The sequence below is a fragment of the Larkinella sp. genome, assembly GCF_965227735.1.
Classification (GTDB): domain Bacteria; phylum Bacteroidota; class Bacteroidia; order Cytophagales; family Spirosomataceae; genus Larkinella.
Genome location: NZ_OZ245776.1, coordinates 2,279,374 through 2,292,879, shown reverse-complemented (window position 1 = coordinate 2,292,879; position 13,506 = coordinate 2,279,374). Strand labels below are relative to the sequence as shown.

Sequence of the window (13,506 nt, the reverse complement as noted above, 5' to 3'; positions counted from 1 at the left end):
GGGTTTAGGATCGGGTTGCTTAGACGCTTTTATCCCTAAAGCAGCGAAGCGAATCAATTTACTAAGCCACTGCGAATCAGTCCCCTTTACCATTTCTGGCGACGGGTCATGGATCAGTCGACCGGCAACACTCTCTCCAAAAAGTCGGCGTAAAAATCCGGGATTTCACTGCGCCGGATTCCGTGGGCGGTCTGCGCGATGGGGTAGTCCACCTGAATCAGTTCATACGCAATCGAGTCGGCATCAAACCGCTTCTGAACGCCGGAGGTGGTGATGAGCAGGTAGGTAGCCAGCGGTAGTGCTTCTTTGGATCGCCCGACAGAGCCGCAATTGATGGCGGTTCTGGCCGGAAAACCGGGGCGGTTTTGAACCGTGCGGATGTACGACTGGTGCGTGTGACCCATGATCAATACGTCGGCGTTTTGTTCGTCCATCATCGTCGCCAGCTCATCGGAATCATGGTCTTCGTAAATGTACTCGTCGATCGACCGGGTGCTGGCGTGGGTCATGAGGACGGAAAGCGACGCATCCGCAAACGTGAATTCTACCCGGAGCTGACGCGGCAGGCTGGCCAGGAATGACTTGTTTTCCGGCGTAATGTGCTGACGGGTGTAGGCGATGGCGGCCATCCGGGCCTGGGTTTCGGAATCGCGGTGTTTCGCTAACGGAATAACCGGCAGGTCGAAGGCAATGCGTTCGTCGTGGTTTCCCATGATCGTCGGGATGCGGTTTCGCCGGATCAGGTCGATGACTTCATTGGGCCAGGGGGCAAAATCGACCAGATCGCCGAGGCAGAAAAGCTGATCGACCCGACGGTTTTCAATGTCCTGTAAAACCGCTTCCAGAGCGGGCAGATTGGCGTGAATATCGCTGATGACGGCAATTTTTAACATTCTATAAACCAGAAAGTAACACAAAACAAGCCACAAAGATAACGGTTAGCGGATTGACAGGGCGGTAAAAACGAATCAGAAAAGAGACGCAGATCCCGAACGGGCGAAATCGTATAGTAAAAAGCGGTAAAATTTGCTTTATCTGATTGATCTACCTTTACCCTGAACCCTTAACGCCCGGATAGTTTATGAAATGGACCCAGGTTATTGATCCCCTGCAGAACCTCACGTTGTCCGTACTCGTCGCGGCCCTCCCCATTCTCTTCATTTTCTGGGCGTTGATCATCCGAAAAATGAAAGGTTATCAGGCCAGTCTACTCGCCACGGTCATTGCCGCCCTGCTGGCCATTCTGGTGTACGGAATGCCGGTCAAACTGGCGGTTCTGTCCTTCGCCCACGGCGCGTTATACGGGTTGTTTCCCATTTGCTGGCTGGTGGTCATGGCGGTTTTTCTGTTCAATCTGACGGTCAAAAGCGGGCAATTCGAAATCATCAAACACTTCATGGCGGGCATCACGTCCGACCGGCGGTTGCAGGCGCTGCTCATTGCGTTCTCGTTCGGCTCTTTTCTGGAAGGGACGGCAGGATTCGGAGCACCGGTGGCCATCACGGCGGCCATGCTGGTGGGTCTGGGGTTCAATCCGCTGTATGCTTCGGGAATTTGCCTGATTGCCAATACCGCCCCGGTGGCGTTTGGCTCCATCGGCATTCCCATCACCGTGGCCTCGCAGGTTTCCGGGATTCCGGAGTTGCCGATTTCTCAAATGGTGGGCCGCACGCTGCCGATTTTGTCGATCATTCTGCCTTTTTACCTCGTAACGATCATCGCCGGTTTCAAAAAAGCGAGGGAAGTGTTGCCGGCGGTCATGGTGTGCGGTATTTCGTTCGCCTTCCTGCAATGGTTTTCGTCCAATTACCTGGGGCCTTCGCTGCCCGACGTGATCGCGGGTCTGGGATCGATTATCTGCCTCATGGTTTTTCTGCGGTTCTGGAAACCCGAAACCGTCTGGCGGTTTGCCAATGAACCGGCTCCCACGTTCAACACCGACGTTTCGTATAGCAGCGGTCAGATGCTGCGGGCCTGGTCGCCGTTTCTGGTGCTGACCATCATGGTAATTGCCTGGGGTGTGCAACCGATCAAGGACGTACTCAACGCCGTGGGTATGATCCAGTTCGAAGTGCCCGGCCTGCACAACGCCATTGTGGGCGAAAATGGAGCGGTTTTGCCAAAAATATTCAAATTCAATTACTTATCGGCGGCCGGAACCGCCATTCTTATCGCCAATCTGGTGGTGATTCCCCTGATTGGGCTGACTTACCGGGAGGCTGCCCGCATTTTTATCAGTACACTCAACCAGTTAAAATTTCCCGTGCTGACCATTGCTGCGGTTTTGGGCTTTGCCTACATCGTCAACGACTCGGGCATCACGCTCACTCTGGCCGCGGTGCTGGCCAATACCGGTTTTTTGTTCCCCTTTTTCGCGCCGATTCTGGGCTGGCTGGGGGTGTTCATTACCGGCTCCGATACGTCGGCCAATGCCTTGTTCAGCAAACTGCAATACGCTACGGCTCAGTCGATTGGCGTCGATCCGGTGGTGACGGTGGCTGCCAACGTGTCGGGGGGCGTGGTGGGGAAAATGATTTCTCCGCAGTCCATTGCGGTGGCGGCTGCGGCCGGCAGTTTAGTCGGGAAAGAATCGGAGCTATTTCGTTTTACGGTCAAGCACAGTTTTATCATGCTGACGGTCATCTGTTTCATCACGCTGGCGCAGGCCTACGTCTTCCAGTGGGTCATTCCGACGTATGAAATGCTCAGCAACCAGAAAACCGTAGCGAGTCCGGACGCATCGCGGGGCTATCTGTATCTGCTGATTCTGGCGCTGGTGCTGGTTGCGCTGGCCGTAACGATTCGGGTGATTGCGAAGAAGAAAACGCTACGATTTCATCAATCTGAGACCTAATAGCGACAAATGATCGAAGTCATGATCAGTAGTATGCAGTTCCATATCAAAATATAAAGCGGTAGCAGCAACCCATAAATCATTCTTGCCCATATTTCGGGCCGACATGCCGGGTGGAAGGGGATTCGATCTCAATTTTCCTTGGCTATTTGAATCGATTTAGGCATACAGTGTGATCAATGATCTGGAGATGATGACTTGCGTTCTTCTGCTAAAATTTCGTCCATTCGCCGGTTTTCTTCATCCGTAAAACCCAGGTCTGGAATCTCTAGCGGCTCTTTATGAGAGACTTCGTCCAGAAACCGTTGAACAGCCCAGTGGATAATATCCTCAGGTTTGTATGAATTGGCCCCGCGACGCATCGGTGGAATTGGCTCAAGCGTTTTTTTAGTTTCCATTTTTTGTCCGCTTTTGTTCTCTCAAATTACACCAAAAACCTTTAATAAGCCGCCTAGGTTCGTATCCTTTCTTGTTTTGCATCCACCCGGCAAGGTCTGACTAATTTACCGGTTCTGAAACCGGCCACCCACCAGCACCTCAGAAACCCGAAAGTCTTCCGTTAAAACCGCCAGATTGGCAACAAAACCGGTCTGGATTTTGCCCATTGAATCCCCCAATCCAATGATTTCAGCCGGAACGGTGGCCGCCATCCGGAACACCTCGGCCGGTTCCAGCCCCACGTGCTGAATGCAATTCTGAACGGCTTTGAGCAGGGTAATCGACGAACCGGCCAGTTTGCCTTCCGGGTTGGTATACCGCCCGTTTTCGTAGTGCAGAATAAAATCTTCGAAGGCATAGGTGGGCTGGGTCGGGTTGGCAAAGGTCGCATCCGAAATCAGAAAAAGCCGCTCGCCGAGCAGCCGTTTCGCAATCCGGATGGTGGCCCAGTCGCAGTGAAAACCGTCGGCAATGATGCTGGCCCGAACGCCCGGATGGTCGAAAACCGCCCCGACAACACCCGGTTCGCGGCTTTCAAACGGGCGCATGGCGTTGTAGAGGTGCGTCGAAAGGATAATTCCGCGGTTGAAAGCCCCGGTGGCTTCCGCGTAGGTGGCATTGCTATGACCCAGCGACAGCAGGGTAGAAGCCTGACTGGCTTGTTCAATCAGCCTGGAAAGCTGCTCCGGACCAAAAATTTCGGGGGCGATGGTCAGCAGCCGGATGACGTCACGGCCCTTCTCAAACAACTCGACCAACTCGGCATCAGTAGGCTGGCGCACGTAATTCGCACTGTGCGCCCCCCGCTTCACGGCGTTGATATACGGCCCTTCCACGTGCAGCCCCAACACGCCATTCGGATTCGTTTGCCGCACCTGCCGAACGGCTTCCACGGCTTGCAGAATGGTTTCCAGCGAGGTTGAATACAAGGTCGGCACCACGGAGGTCGTTCCGGTTTTCAGGTGTGTTTCGTAAATGTGCGCGACGGTTTCGGCGGTGGGCGATGCGTTCAGGAAAAAGTCGGAGCCGCCGTACAACTGCAGATCGACAAAACCGGGAACCAGCCAGTGGCCCCGCAGGTCGACGGCGTCCGGGTCGTCCGCTGTTCCGGCGAAGACCTCCTGGATCAGTCCGTTCGAAATCCGCACCGAAGCATTCGGCAAAAGGGTTGTTCCGGTAAAAACCGTCGCGTTGGTCAGTGTTAGTTCGTGCATGATTACGAGGCCCTGACAGCGGTCGAAGACCCTGTCAGCGGCATTTTTTGCGTAGCCCTAACAGTGGTCAAAGACCCTGTCAGCGGCATTTTTTGCGTGGCCCTGACAGCGGTCAAAGACCCTGTCAGCGGCATTGCTACAAATTCCAGATTTCCCAGGCTTTTTCGGCTTGCAGGTGGAGCATAGGCAGCCCGTTATGGGTCGCGGCTCCCTGTTCGCGGCCCTGCTGCAGAAACCGGGTTTCCGCCGGATTATAGACCAGGTCATACAGCAAATGTCGGCTCGTCAGCAGACCGTACGGAATGGCCGGACTAGCTTCTACATTGGGGTACGTGCCGACGGGTGAGGTATTGATAATCAGGCGGTATTCGTCCAGGATCGTCGGGCTGATGTTTTCGTAGGCCAGGGCTTCGGCGGTTTGTTGCCGGGAAACCAGCCGGTAGCGGATGTGTAAATCAGCCAGGGCGGTCGTGACGGCTTTGGCTGCTCCGCCATTGCCCAGCACCATCGCCTGAAGCGTTTCGGGCGCAATGTCGAGCGATTTCAGCCAGACTTCCAGCGACAACCGAAACCCGTAGTAATCCGTGTTGTAGCCGATTTTTCGACCGTCGGGCAAAATCCGGATGGTGTTGACAGCCCCAATCCGCCCGGCCGAAGCCGGATCAAGTTCATCCAGAAACGGGAGAATGGCCTGTTTGTGCGGAATGGTGACGTTCAGGCCGACGAGGTAGGGAATTGAAGCGATCAGGTTCGGAAAAGCCGTCGGATCGGGCAATGCGAACAGGTCGTAGCGACTGTCCGGAATACCTTCTCTTTCAAACTTTTCAGTAAAATATTTCTGGGAAAACGAGTGGGTGAGCGGATACCCAATCAGTCCGTAACGGCGCATAACAAAGGATAAATCGGTTGCCCAAAGCTACGACCAAAACCGGTAAACCCGACAAAAAACCGGCTAAATTGCCCCGTTGACCACCACCGAAAATATAGCATCCCGAATCCGGATGGTGTCGGGCCGCGACCGGCCGGGCGAATCACTGTCGGGGTCGATCACGAACGTTGCGTTCAGATGGCCTTCGAGTTGGCGGCTGGTGGGGTTGTAGGCGTCGACGATGACCTCATTGGTCTCGGTCTTCGACGCGTAGAGGTTGTAGCGGTCGCCGGTCGGGTTATCGCCAATGCGCGTATACACCCAGGCCGAAAGCGGGGTGCCGTTGAGGTCGTCCCAGCGGATGGGCCGCAGCCGATAGGTACCGGGTTTTGTGGGTAACTGATTGATGCTGAGCCAGTCGACTTCACCGGCGGTGCGGAACGTGCCGCATTCTTCCACCATCACATTGATGCTGTCGCGGTTCGCAAAGGTCGCCGTTGAAGCCGCTGACCATTCCTGTGAATTCTTCAACGCCATGAAATTGCCACAATTCGGGATTTGAGGAACCCCTATTTTCTTATTGTCGCAATTCAGCATGGAACCAATCAAAGCCAGTAAAAGGATATTCTTCATGTGGATATAGGCGGGAAAAGGCAGTACTATGTACAGTGACCATTTAGACGGGGTAATGGTTTAAAAGGCACATCAAAAAAATTAATTTATTTGATAAAATTCAGGCAGTCACTTTCCCGATTAAACTCGGATATTTGCAACCTGACTGTCGAGTAGTGTATGCACAACCTGATTCTCTTTGACGATCCAACGATTCGCACGGCCCTGCTGCCCTTGACCTTTACCCGGCCCGTAAGCGAAATCCGGATCGGCATCTGCACCATCACTGAAAAATGGGCCATCCGGCTCCGGACAACGCCTTCATTTTTGACGGATTTGTACCTGCAAATAAAATATCCCTATCGGACAATTCACGATAATTTTTTCGTAAACGGTGCTGTTTGCCCTACCAACGCTCTCATTAATGCGTTGAATGGGTTAAAACCGGAGTCGGGGCTGGTAACAACGGAAGGATTGCTGCTGGCATTTCGCACCGAAAAACCGCTGGAAACCGCCCCCTCGGCCGACGATGCCGGTACCTGGGACGTATTCGAAGAGCCATTGACAATTCTGAAAGACCTGCCGTCGATTTTTGTTCACAACGGTGAGCAGATCCGAGCTGACTTTGAACTGCTGACGGCTGGCCGGACTTCGCAGCCGATAACCGATCCGCACACCCGTTGTTATGCGCCCGAAAACATTTTTGTGGAGGAAGGCGCGGTGATTCGGGCGGCTATTCTGAATGCCGAAAACGGCCCGATTTACATCGGCAAAAACGCGTTGATTCAGGAAGGAACGGTCATGCTCGGCCCTTTTGCGCTGTGCGACAACGCCACGGTGAACTGGGGCGGCAAAATGCGCAGCAATACCACCATCGGGCCGTATAGCAAAGTGGGCGGAGAAGTCGGAAACTCGGTTTTTCTGGGCTACAGCAACAAGGGCCACGACGGTTTTCTGGGCAATTCAGTCATTGGTGAGTGGTGTAATCTGGGCGCCAACACCAACAATTCCAACCTAAAAAACGATTATACCAACGTGAACCTGTATAGTTACGCCACCAACCGGCTCGAAAATACCGGTCGGCTGTTCTGCGGGTTGATGATGGGCGACTATACGAAGGTGGGCATTAGCACGATGTTCAATACCGGCACCGTTGTGGGCGTGAATGCCAACGTGTTCGGAGCCGGTTTTCAACCCAAACACATTCCCTCGTTTTCGTGGGGCGGTGGAGCTGAGGGGTTTACGGAATACCGGCTCGACAAAGCCTTGCAGGTGGCCCGCGAAACCATCGGACGCCGGGGGCTGGACTTTGACGGGGTCGAAGAAACTATTTTGCGGGAAGTGCATCGGCAGACGGCCAAACGGCGTCAGGAAAAAGCGGGAGAGGGGATTTGAACAGAAAGACGACAGGCTAAACGGCAGGATTTTCCGGCTCTTTTGATACCATGCAATTCAGCGAAATCATTGGACACGACGACACGAAGCGGGCGTTGACGCGGGCGGTTCAGACCAACCACCTGGCCCACGCCCAGCTTTTTGACGGGCCACCGGGCAGTGCGAACCTTGCGCTGGCGCTGGCCTTTGCGACGTTCATCAACTGCGAAAACCGGCAGGAACTTCCGGATGGCCTGGCCGACGCCTGCGGTCGCTGTCCGTCCTGCACGAAAATGAACAAACTCGTTCACCCGGACCTTTCCATCATTTTTCCGGTAGCGGGCAGCAAGGTCACCAGCGAAACGTTCATGGCCGACTGGCGCAAGTTTGTTGCCCAGCATCCCTACCGCGTGCTGGATGAGTGGCTGGCTGCAATCAGCATCAAACAGGGCAACATTCCGGTCGAGGAAGCGCGTGAGCTGATGGGTAAACTGTCGCTGAAAGCGTACGAAGGCGAGTATAAAATTGTGTTGATCTGGTGTGCCGAAAATCTGCATACGGCAACGGCCAATGCCCTGCTGAAATTGCTGGAAGAACCGCCCGCCCGAACGCTTTTTCTGTTGGTCACCAACCAGTCTGACAAACTGCTGATTACGATTCTGTCGCGGACACAGCGCGTGGCCGTTCAGGCGTTTTCGGACGATGAAGTGGCCACGCACCTGCGCCAGCACCTGAATCTGCCCGAAAAACGGGCCCGGGAACTAGCCTATCTGGCCGACGGGAATCTGTCGGAAGCCATTCGGTTGTCGGAAGAAGAACCGGAGCAGAAAGACGGCGAACCGGGGTCGGACCGGCACGCGTGGTTTGCCGAGTGGATGCGGTTTTGTTACCGCCAGGACCTGATCGCGCTGGTCAAACAGGCGGATGTGTTCGATGCGCTCGGGAAAGAAAAACAGCGCGGTTTGCTCGACTACAGCCTGAACCTCTGCCGCGACCTGTTTTTGTGGAAACACGGCGTCAACGAACTCTTGCGACTCCCCGCCGAAGAACGTACGTTTGTGGAAAACTTTGGCAAAGTTCTCGAACCCGAACACCTCGAACACATGGTCGGTAACCTGAACGAAGCGGTTTTTCACATCGAACGGAACGTCCGCGCCAAGATGGTGATGATGGATTTGTCGCTCACGTTCAGTAGTTTGATTCGCAACGGAAAATGAAAAAACCGACGCAGAAGGCTTCGGCCGAGCGCCCCAAACAGGTTATCGGTTTTGCCGACCGGGTGGATTTTCCGGATCTGGACTGGAACGACATCGAAGCCAAAATCGACACCGGAGCCTTCGGCTCTGCCCTGCATTGTACCGACGTAAAACTAGTGCAAAACGGCGACCAGTCGCGGCTGCATTTCACGCTGGCGGGCGCGCGGGGCCGAAAAAAAAAGCAGTTTGTAACCGACGTTTTTCAATATAAAACCGTTAAAAACTCATTCGGTCAATCCGAAAAGCGGTTTGTCATCCAAACCCGCGTTCTGGTGATGGGGCGGCACATCCGGGCCGAATTTTCGCTGGCCAACCGCGGCACAATGCGCTTCCCGGTCTTGCTGGGCCGCAAACTATTGCGTAACAAATTTGTTGTTGACGTATCACTGCAAAACGTTTCGTATCAACTCAAACAACAGACGCCGAAATCCTGATTTCTGTCGCGAAAACCGGGTCTGTGCTTCCCTGAATCTACACCAACCGACTTTCCTTTTTTACCGATATGCGTATTGCCATATTGTCAACCAATTCCGACCTGTATTCTACCCGGCGATTGGTACAGGCTGCCGAGCAGCACGGACACGAACCCGTTGTGATCGACCACCTGCGGTGCCAGGTGATGATCGAAGGCGGAAAACCCGAAGTGCTCTACAAAGGCCAGCCACTGAAGCAAATCGACGCCATTGTGCCGCGGATCGGCGCTTCCGTTACCGACTACGGCTGCGCGGTGGTTCGCCAGTTTGAGATGATGAAAGTGTTTACAACGGCGCGTTCGCAGGCCATCACCCGTTCCCGAAACAAACTGCGGAGCTTGCAGGTGTTGTCGAAAGCGGGCGTAGGGCTGCCCAAAACCGTGTTTGCCAAACATCCCAAAGACGTCGATCAACTGATTGCGCTGGTGGGCGGCCCGCCGGTGGTGATCAAACTGCTCGAAGGCACGCAGGGCATGGGCGTGGTGCTGGCCGAAACCGCCAAAAATGCCAAATCGACGATCGAAGCGTTTTACGGTTTGAAAGCCAATGTGTTGATTCAGGAATACATCGCCGAAGCCAGAGGGGCCGACATCCGGGCGTTCGTCGTGGGTGGGCGCGTGGTGGGGGCTATGAAACGCCAGGGCAAGGAAGGCGAGTTTCGGTCCAACCTGCACCGGGGTGGCTCCGGTCAGGCGGTTTTGCTGACGCCCGACGAAGAATGGACGGCGGTCAATGCCGCCAAAGCGCTGGGATTACGGGTCGCGGGCGTCGATATGCTACAATCGCAGCGGGGGCCGCTGGTGCTGGAAGTCAACTCGTCGCCGGGGCTGGAAGGCATCGAAAAAACGACGGGAATCGACATCGCCGGTCAGATTGTGGACTTCATCGAAGAGAAGATTCCGACGGATGAAAATGACACGGTGGGGGTGTAGCGGTAGTCAGATCCCCAACACCCGCCGACCTGAGTCCTGACAGGCTTGTTTAAAAGCTGCATCCTGCGTATATAATTTATAAAATTCAATATCCAATTTGCGTTGCTGGTTGACGGCATCGTTGAACAGCTTCTGGAAGGCAATTTCACGGTTTTGCACATCCGGATTATTGAGAACATGGGTCTTAAAACTCGGCTGTTGTTGAACATACTTCAACATGCTGATAAACTTTACCCGCTGCTCTTCGGGTGTAGCACTCCAGCCCTGAAAATGCTGCTCGTTGAAGCTGTTGATGATCAGGTCTAAGGGGTCGTGCTCGGCATCGCTGCCGTGGGCTCCGCGCGGATTCGGGTTTTGCGGGTCTACTTCGGTTTCGGAATCATCCAGACCGATGGTATGGCCCAGTTTGGTGCGTTCCAGACCATACGTGGATAGATCGACCGACTGGAGCAACTCATCCAGCGCATCGCCCTGCGGGTCGCGGACGATCAGCTTGGGAATCAGGAACTTTAAAAACCAGAACAACTTTTCCCAGTTCACCACTTCAAACGGGAGGATGGACGCCATTTGCCCGTAAATCTTGACAAACTGCTTGGCTTTGATTTTAAAATCGGCCTTGTCATTGTCTTCCAGCCCCAGCTCGCTGCTGAACCGATCAGCGGCTACGTCAATGATGGGACTGAGCTGCTGGGCATCGACGCCCCGGAAATATTTGGCGACAAAATCCTCCACTTCGCCCCATTCATAGACCCCAACATCGTCCAGTTGGGCTTTCAACTCGTGCAACACGTTGACGTCGGTGGCACTGCTCAACGAGGTCGCCGTATAAAAGGGATCGAATGCGGACTTGATGTCATCGACGGTATTGAAGAAATCCAGAATAAACAAATCTTCGGTTTTCTTGCCCAGGGCATTGGCCGCCCGGTTCAACCGCGACAGCGCCTGAACGGCCAGCACACCCTGCAATTTCTTGTCGATGTACATGGCCGAGAGTTTGGGCTGGTCGAAACCCGTCAGGTATTTGTTGGCCACGACCAACAGCCGGTATTCATCGGTGTCAAACCGGTCTTTGGTTTCGGTCTCGGCAAAACCGTTCAGGCTGGCTTCCGTATGCTCGATGCCATCAACGGTTTTTTTGCCCGAAAAAGCAATGACGGCTTTGAAGGCGGTATTTTTATCGGCCAGGATGGTGCGGATGGCCAGAAAATACCGAATAGCCGATTCAATGCTTTGCGTAACCACCATGCCTTTGGCTTTGCCCTTGAGCTTTTTGGTGTTCACCACCTGCGTCGTGAAGTGGTCCAGCATAATCTCAGCCTTGGTATGAATGGTTTGCCGGTGCTGTTCGACGTAACTGCGTAGCTTTTTCTGGGCCTTCTGGGTATCGAAAAGCGGATTTTCTTCGATTGATTTCTCAATCTCGTAATAACTTTTGTACGTCGTATAATTGGCCAGAACATCCAGAATGAAACCTTCCTCAATAGCCTGTTTCATCGAGTATAAATGAAACGGAGCGAATTTGCCGTCGGCCTGCTTCGTGCCAAACTTTTCGAGGGTGTTGGGCTTGGGTGTGGCCGTAAAGGCGAAATACGACGCATTGCCGCGCATTTTTCGGGCCTGCATGGCCGCCAGAATCAGGTCCTGGGCGTCGGTCTCCTCGTCGTTGTTGTCCGCTTTGGCTTTGCCCATCGCGTTGTTCATGCTGTCGTGGGCCGAACCACTCTGCGAACTGTGGGCTTCGTCGATGATGACCGCAAACCGCTTGTCGCTCAGGTCGGCAATTCCGTCGATGATGAACGGGAATTTCTGAATGGTGGTGATGATGATCTTCTTGCCACCTTCCAGCGCCGTGCGTAACTCCTGAGAGCTAAACGCCGGAGCCACAATGTTTTTAACCTGCGAAAACTCTTTGATATTGTCCCGAATCTGGCGGTCGAGCAACCGGCGGTCGGTGACCACAATAACCGAGTCGAACAGCGGGTGGGTGATGCCCCGGTTTCCCGGTGTGGATTCCGACTCGGGATAGGCTTCGATCAATTGGAAAGCCGCCCAGGTGATGGAGTTGGATTTGCCCGAACCCGCCGAATGCTGAATCAGATACGTTTGCCCCACGCCATGCAGGCTGACTTTTTTTAGTAAACCCCGAACAACATCCCACTGGTGATAGCGCGGAAAAAGCAGGTTTCGCTTCGACAGCGGATCGGTAGCTTTGCCGTCGAGGGTAACAAAGTGCTGGATAATCGTACTCAGGTTTTGCCGGGTTAGCACCTCTTCCCAGAGGTAGGCGGTTTTATGGCCGAAAGAATTGGGTGGATTGCCGGCGCCATGATTTTTGTCACCCTTGTTGAACGGCAGAAAATAGGTGTCTTTCCCACTCAGCCGGGTGGTCATGAAAACTTCATCGGGATCGACGGCAAAATGGACCACGCACCGGCCAAACTGCAACAGCGGCTGGGTGGCGTCACGATCCCATTTGTATTGTTTGATGCCGTGGACCCGCGCGTTTTGCCCCGTCCACTGGTTCTTTAGCTCCATCGTGGCCACGGGCAACCCGTTGATAAACACCACCATGTCCAGTTCTTCGCGGGGGTTGGTGGTCGAATAGCGCAGTTGCCGCGTTACGCTGAATTCGTTCCGCTCGAAGGCGTCTTTCACGGCCTGACTGCTCGACGCCAGGGGCGGCACATACAGCATCGTAAATTGGGCATCATCGATGTCCAGCCCTTTGCGGAACAGATACAGAATGCCGTATTTTTTGATCAGCCGATCCACTTTTTGCAGGATCAGCAACTCCCACTGGGGCTGGGTCTGGAGTTTAGCCAGTTCGTCGGGCTGGGTGGTGGTCAGAAAATGCCAGAAGCGCCGGGTGTCGATGGCGTAGTCGGCGTTGAAATCGGCGGGTTCGCCCAGCCAGTAGCCGTTGCCCGCCCGGTAGTGCGGAGCGGTTTCGGCGACGGTTCCCGCCTGAACGTCTTCGCGGGTGGTGCCGGTTAATTGTTTCTCAATGGCGGCTTCGAGGGCTTGTTCGTTGGTCTGGCTGGGCATTGATTAAGAGTGATTTTGTAGGAATAGCAGTCTAAAATCTAGTAAAAAACTTCCATTGGATTATCGACACGCAATAAATCATCCAATTGGTATTTACTGTGCTCAATGACGTTTAACTGTAGTTGTTGCAGAATGAATAATCATCAATGGATATCTCACCATCCCTATTTGCATCTGCTGGGTTATTCAGCAGAAAACCCATCAACCCATTCAGCACAGACTGAAATCACTTGTTTTATTCGTGTATTTGGTGCGACATTTGTACCAGAATAAGTAGTAAGTTCAGTAGAAATCGTTTCTTCTACTGCTTTACTGAATGAAACTGATAGGGTTGCAGTGCCTGCGTTGGACAGTGGCTACAGAGCCCGAAGCGTAACGCCCTCCTCCTTAAGATGCTGAAGCCCGGCCACAAGCCGGGCTTTCGGCATTCTACTGGGTTC

At 53.9% G+C, this 13,506-nt stretch carries 11 protein-coding genes; 5 read left to right on the top strand and 6 right to left on the bottom strand.

Features of this window, described 5'->3' with window-relative positions; all coding sequences use genetic code 11:
• Positions 1-113: 113 nt before the first annotated feature.
• The gene (locus tag ACO064_RS08785) at positions 114-893 is read right to left on the bottom strand and encodes a metallophosphoesterase family protein (RefSeq protein WP_421827011.1); all 780 of its coding nucleotides are present in this window, start codon (positions 891-893) and stop codon (positions 114-116) included.
• Between the two features lie 188 nt (positions 894-1,081).
• Here ACO064_RS08785 and ACO064_RS08780 point away from each other — a divergent pair, with 188 nt between their 5' ends.
• Entirely contained in the window at positions 1,082-2,854 is a 1,773-nt protein-coding gene (locus ACO064_RS08780) for an L-lactate permease (RefSeq protein ID WP_421827010.1), read from the top strand.
• Between the two features lie 176 nt (positions 2,855-3,030).
• On the opposite strand, the gene ACO064_RS08775 is transcribed toward ACO064_RS08780, so the two are convergent.
• From ACO064_RS08775 to ACO064_RS08760, 4 genes are all read right to left on the bottom strand, one after another.
• Positions 3,031-3,252 (bottom strand): hypothetical protein, encoded by a 222-nt coding sequence (locus ACO064_RS08775; RefSeq protein ID WP_421827009.1) that lies wholly within the window; start codon positions 3,250-3,252, stop codon positions 3,031-3,033.
• Between the two features lie 105 nt (positions 3,253-3,357).
• Positions 3,358-4,506 (bottom strand): N-acetylglucosamine-6-phosphate deacetylase, encoded by a 1,149-nt coding sequence (nagA, locus tag ACO064_RS08770; RefSeq protein WP_421827008.1) that lies wholly within the window; start codon positions 4,504-4,506, stop codon positions 3,358-3,360.
• Between the two features lie 136 nt (positions 4,507-4,642).
• Positions 4,643-5,395 (bottom strand): shikimate dehydrogenase family protein, encoded by a 753-nt coding sequence (locus ACO064_RS08765; protein WP_421827007.1) that lies wholly within the window; start codon positions 5,393-5,395, stop codon positions 4,643-4,645.
• Between the two features lie 63 nt (positions 5,396-5,458).
• Positions 5,459-6,007, bottom strand: coding sequence for a hypothetical protein (locus ACO064_RS08760; RefSeq protein WP_421827006.1), 549 nt, complete (start codon positions 6,005-6,007; stop codon positions 5,459-5,461).
• Between the two features lie 159 nt (positions 6,008-6,166).
• On the opposite strand from ACO064_RS08760, the gene ACO064_RS08755 reads away from it, so the two are divergent.
• From ACO064_RS08755 to rimK, 4 genes are all read left to right on the top strand, one after another.
• Positions 6,167-7,381, top strand: coding sequence for a GlmU family protein (locus ACO064_RS08755; protein ID WP_421827005.1), 1,215 nt, complete (start codon positions 6,167-6,169; stop codon positions 7,379-7,381).
• Positions 7,382-7,431: 50 nt separating this feature from the next.
• Positions 7,432-8,577 carry an ATP-binding protein gene (locus ACO064_RS08750; RefSeq protein WP_421827004.1) on the top strand — a complete coding sequence of 382 codons (1,146 nt, stop codon included), beginning with the start codon at positions 7,432-7,434 and terminating at the stop codon, positions 8,575-8,577.
• Complete coding sequence (locus ACO064_RS08745; protein WP_421827003.1) at positions 8,574-9,050, top strand: ATP-dependent zinc protease; 477 nt, start codon at positions 8,574-8,576, stop codon at positions 9,048-9,050. Before ACO064_RS08750 ends, ACO064_RS08745 begins: the two co-directional genes overlap by 4 nt.
• A 68-nt stretch (positions 9,051-9,118) precedes the next feature.
• A complete protein-coding gene (rimK, locus tag ACO064_RS08740) occupies positions 9,119-10,021 on the top strand; it encodes a 30S ribosomal protein S6--L-glutamate ligase (RefSeq protein WP_421827002.1) in 903 nt (300 codons plus the stop codon).
• 6 nt (positions 10,022-10,027) lie between these two features.
• On the opposite strand, the gene ACO064_RS08735 is transcribed toward rimK, so the two are convergent.
• Complete coding sequence (locus ACO064_RS08735) at positions 10,028-13,066, bottom strand: type I restriction endonuclease subunit R (RefSeq protein WP_421827001.1); 3,039 nt, start codon at positions 13,064-13,066, stop codon at positions 10,028-10,030.
• Positions 13,067-13,506 lie beyond the last annotated feature (440 nt).

Excerpts from the sequence above, each read along its gene's own strand:
- nagA (WP_421827008.1), bottom strand. The coding sequence starts at position 4,506 with ATGCACGAACTAACACTGACCAACGCGACGGTTTTTACCGGAACAACC.
- ACO064_RS08745 (WP_421827003.1), top strand. The coding sequence starts at position 8,574 with ATGAAAAAACCGACGCAGAAGGCTTCGGCCGAGCGCCCCAAACAGGTT.
- ACO064_RS08735 (WP_421827001.1), bottom strand. The coding sequence starts at position 13,066 with ATGCCCAGCCAGACCAACGAACAAGCCCTCGAAGCCGCCATTGAGAAA.
- rimK (WP_421827002.1), top strand. The coding sequence starts at position 9,119 with ATGCGTATTGCCATATTGTCAACCAATTCCGACCTGTATTCTACCCGG.
- ACO064_RS08765 (WP_421827007.1), bottom strand. The coding sequence starts at position 5,395 with ATGCGCCGTTACGGACTGATTGGGTATCCGCTCACCCACTCGTTTTCC.
- ACO064_RS08760 (WP_421827006.1), bottom strand. The coding sequence starts at position 6,007 with ATGAAGAATATCCTTTTACTGGCTTTGATTGGTTCCATGCTGAATTGC.
- ACO064_RS08775 (WP_421827009.1), bottom strand. The coding sequence starts at position 3,252 with ATGGAAACTAAAAAAACGCTTGAGCCAATTCCACCGATGCGTCGCGGG.
- ACO064_RS08780 (WP_421827010.1), top strand. The coding sequence starts at position 1,082 with ATGAAATGGACCCAGGTTATTGATCCCCTGCAGAACCTCACGTTGTCC.
- ACO064_RS08750 (WP_421827004.1), top strand. The coding sequence starts at position 7,432 with ATGCAATTCAGCGAAATCATTGGACACGACGACACGAAGCGGGCGTTG.
- ACO064_RS08755 (WP_421827005.1), top strand. The coding sequence starts at position 6,167 with ATGCACAACCTGATTCTCTTTGACGATCCAACGATTCGCACGGCCCTG.
- ACO064_RS08785 (WP_421827011.1), bottom strand. The coding sequence starts at position 893 with ATGTTAAAAATTGCCGTCATCAGCGATATTCACGCCAATCTGCCCGCT.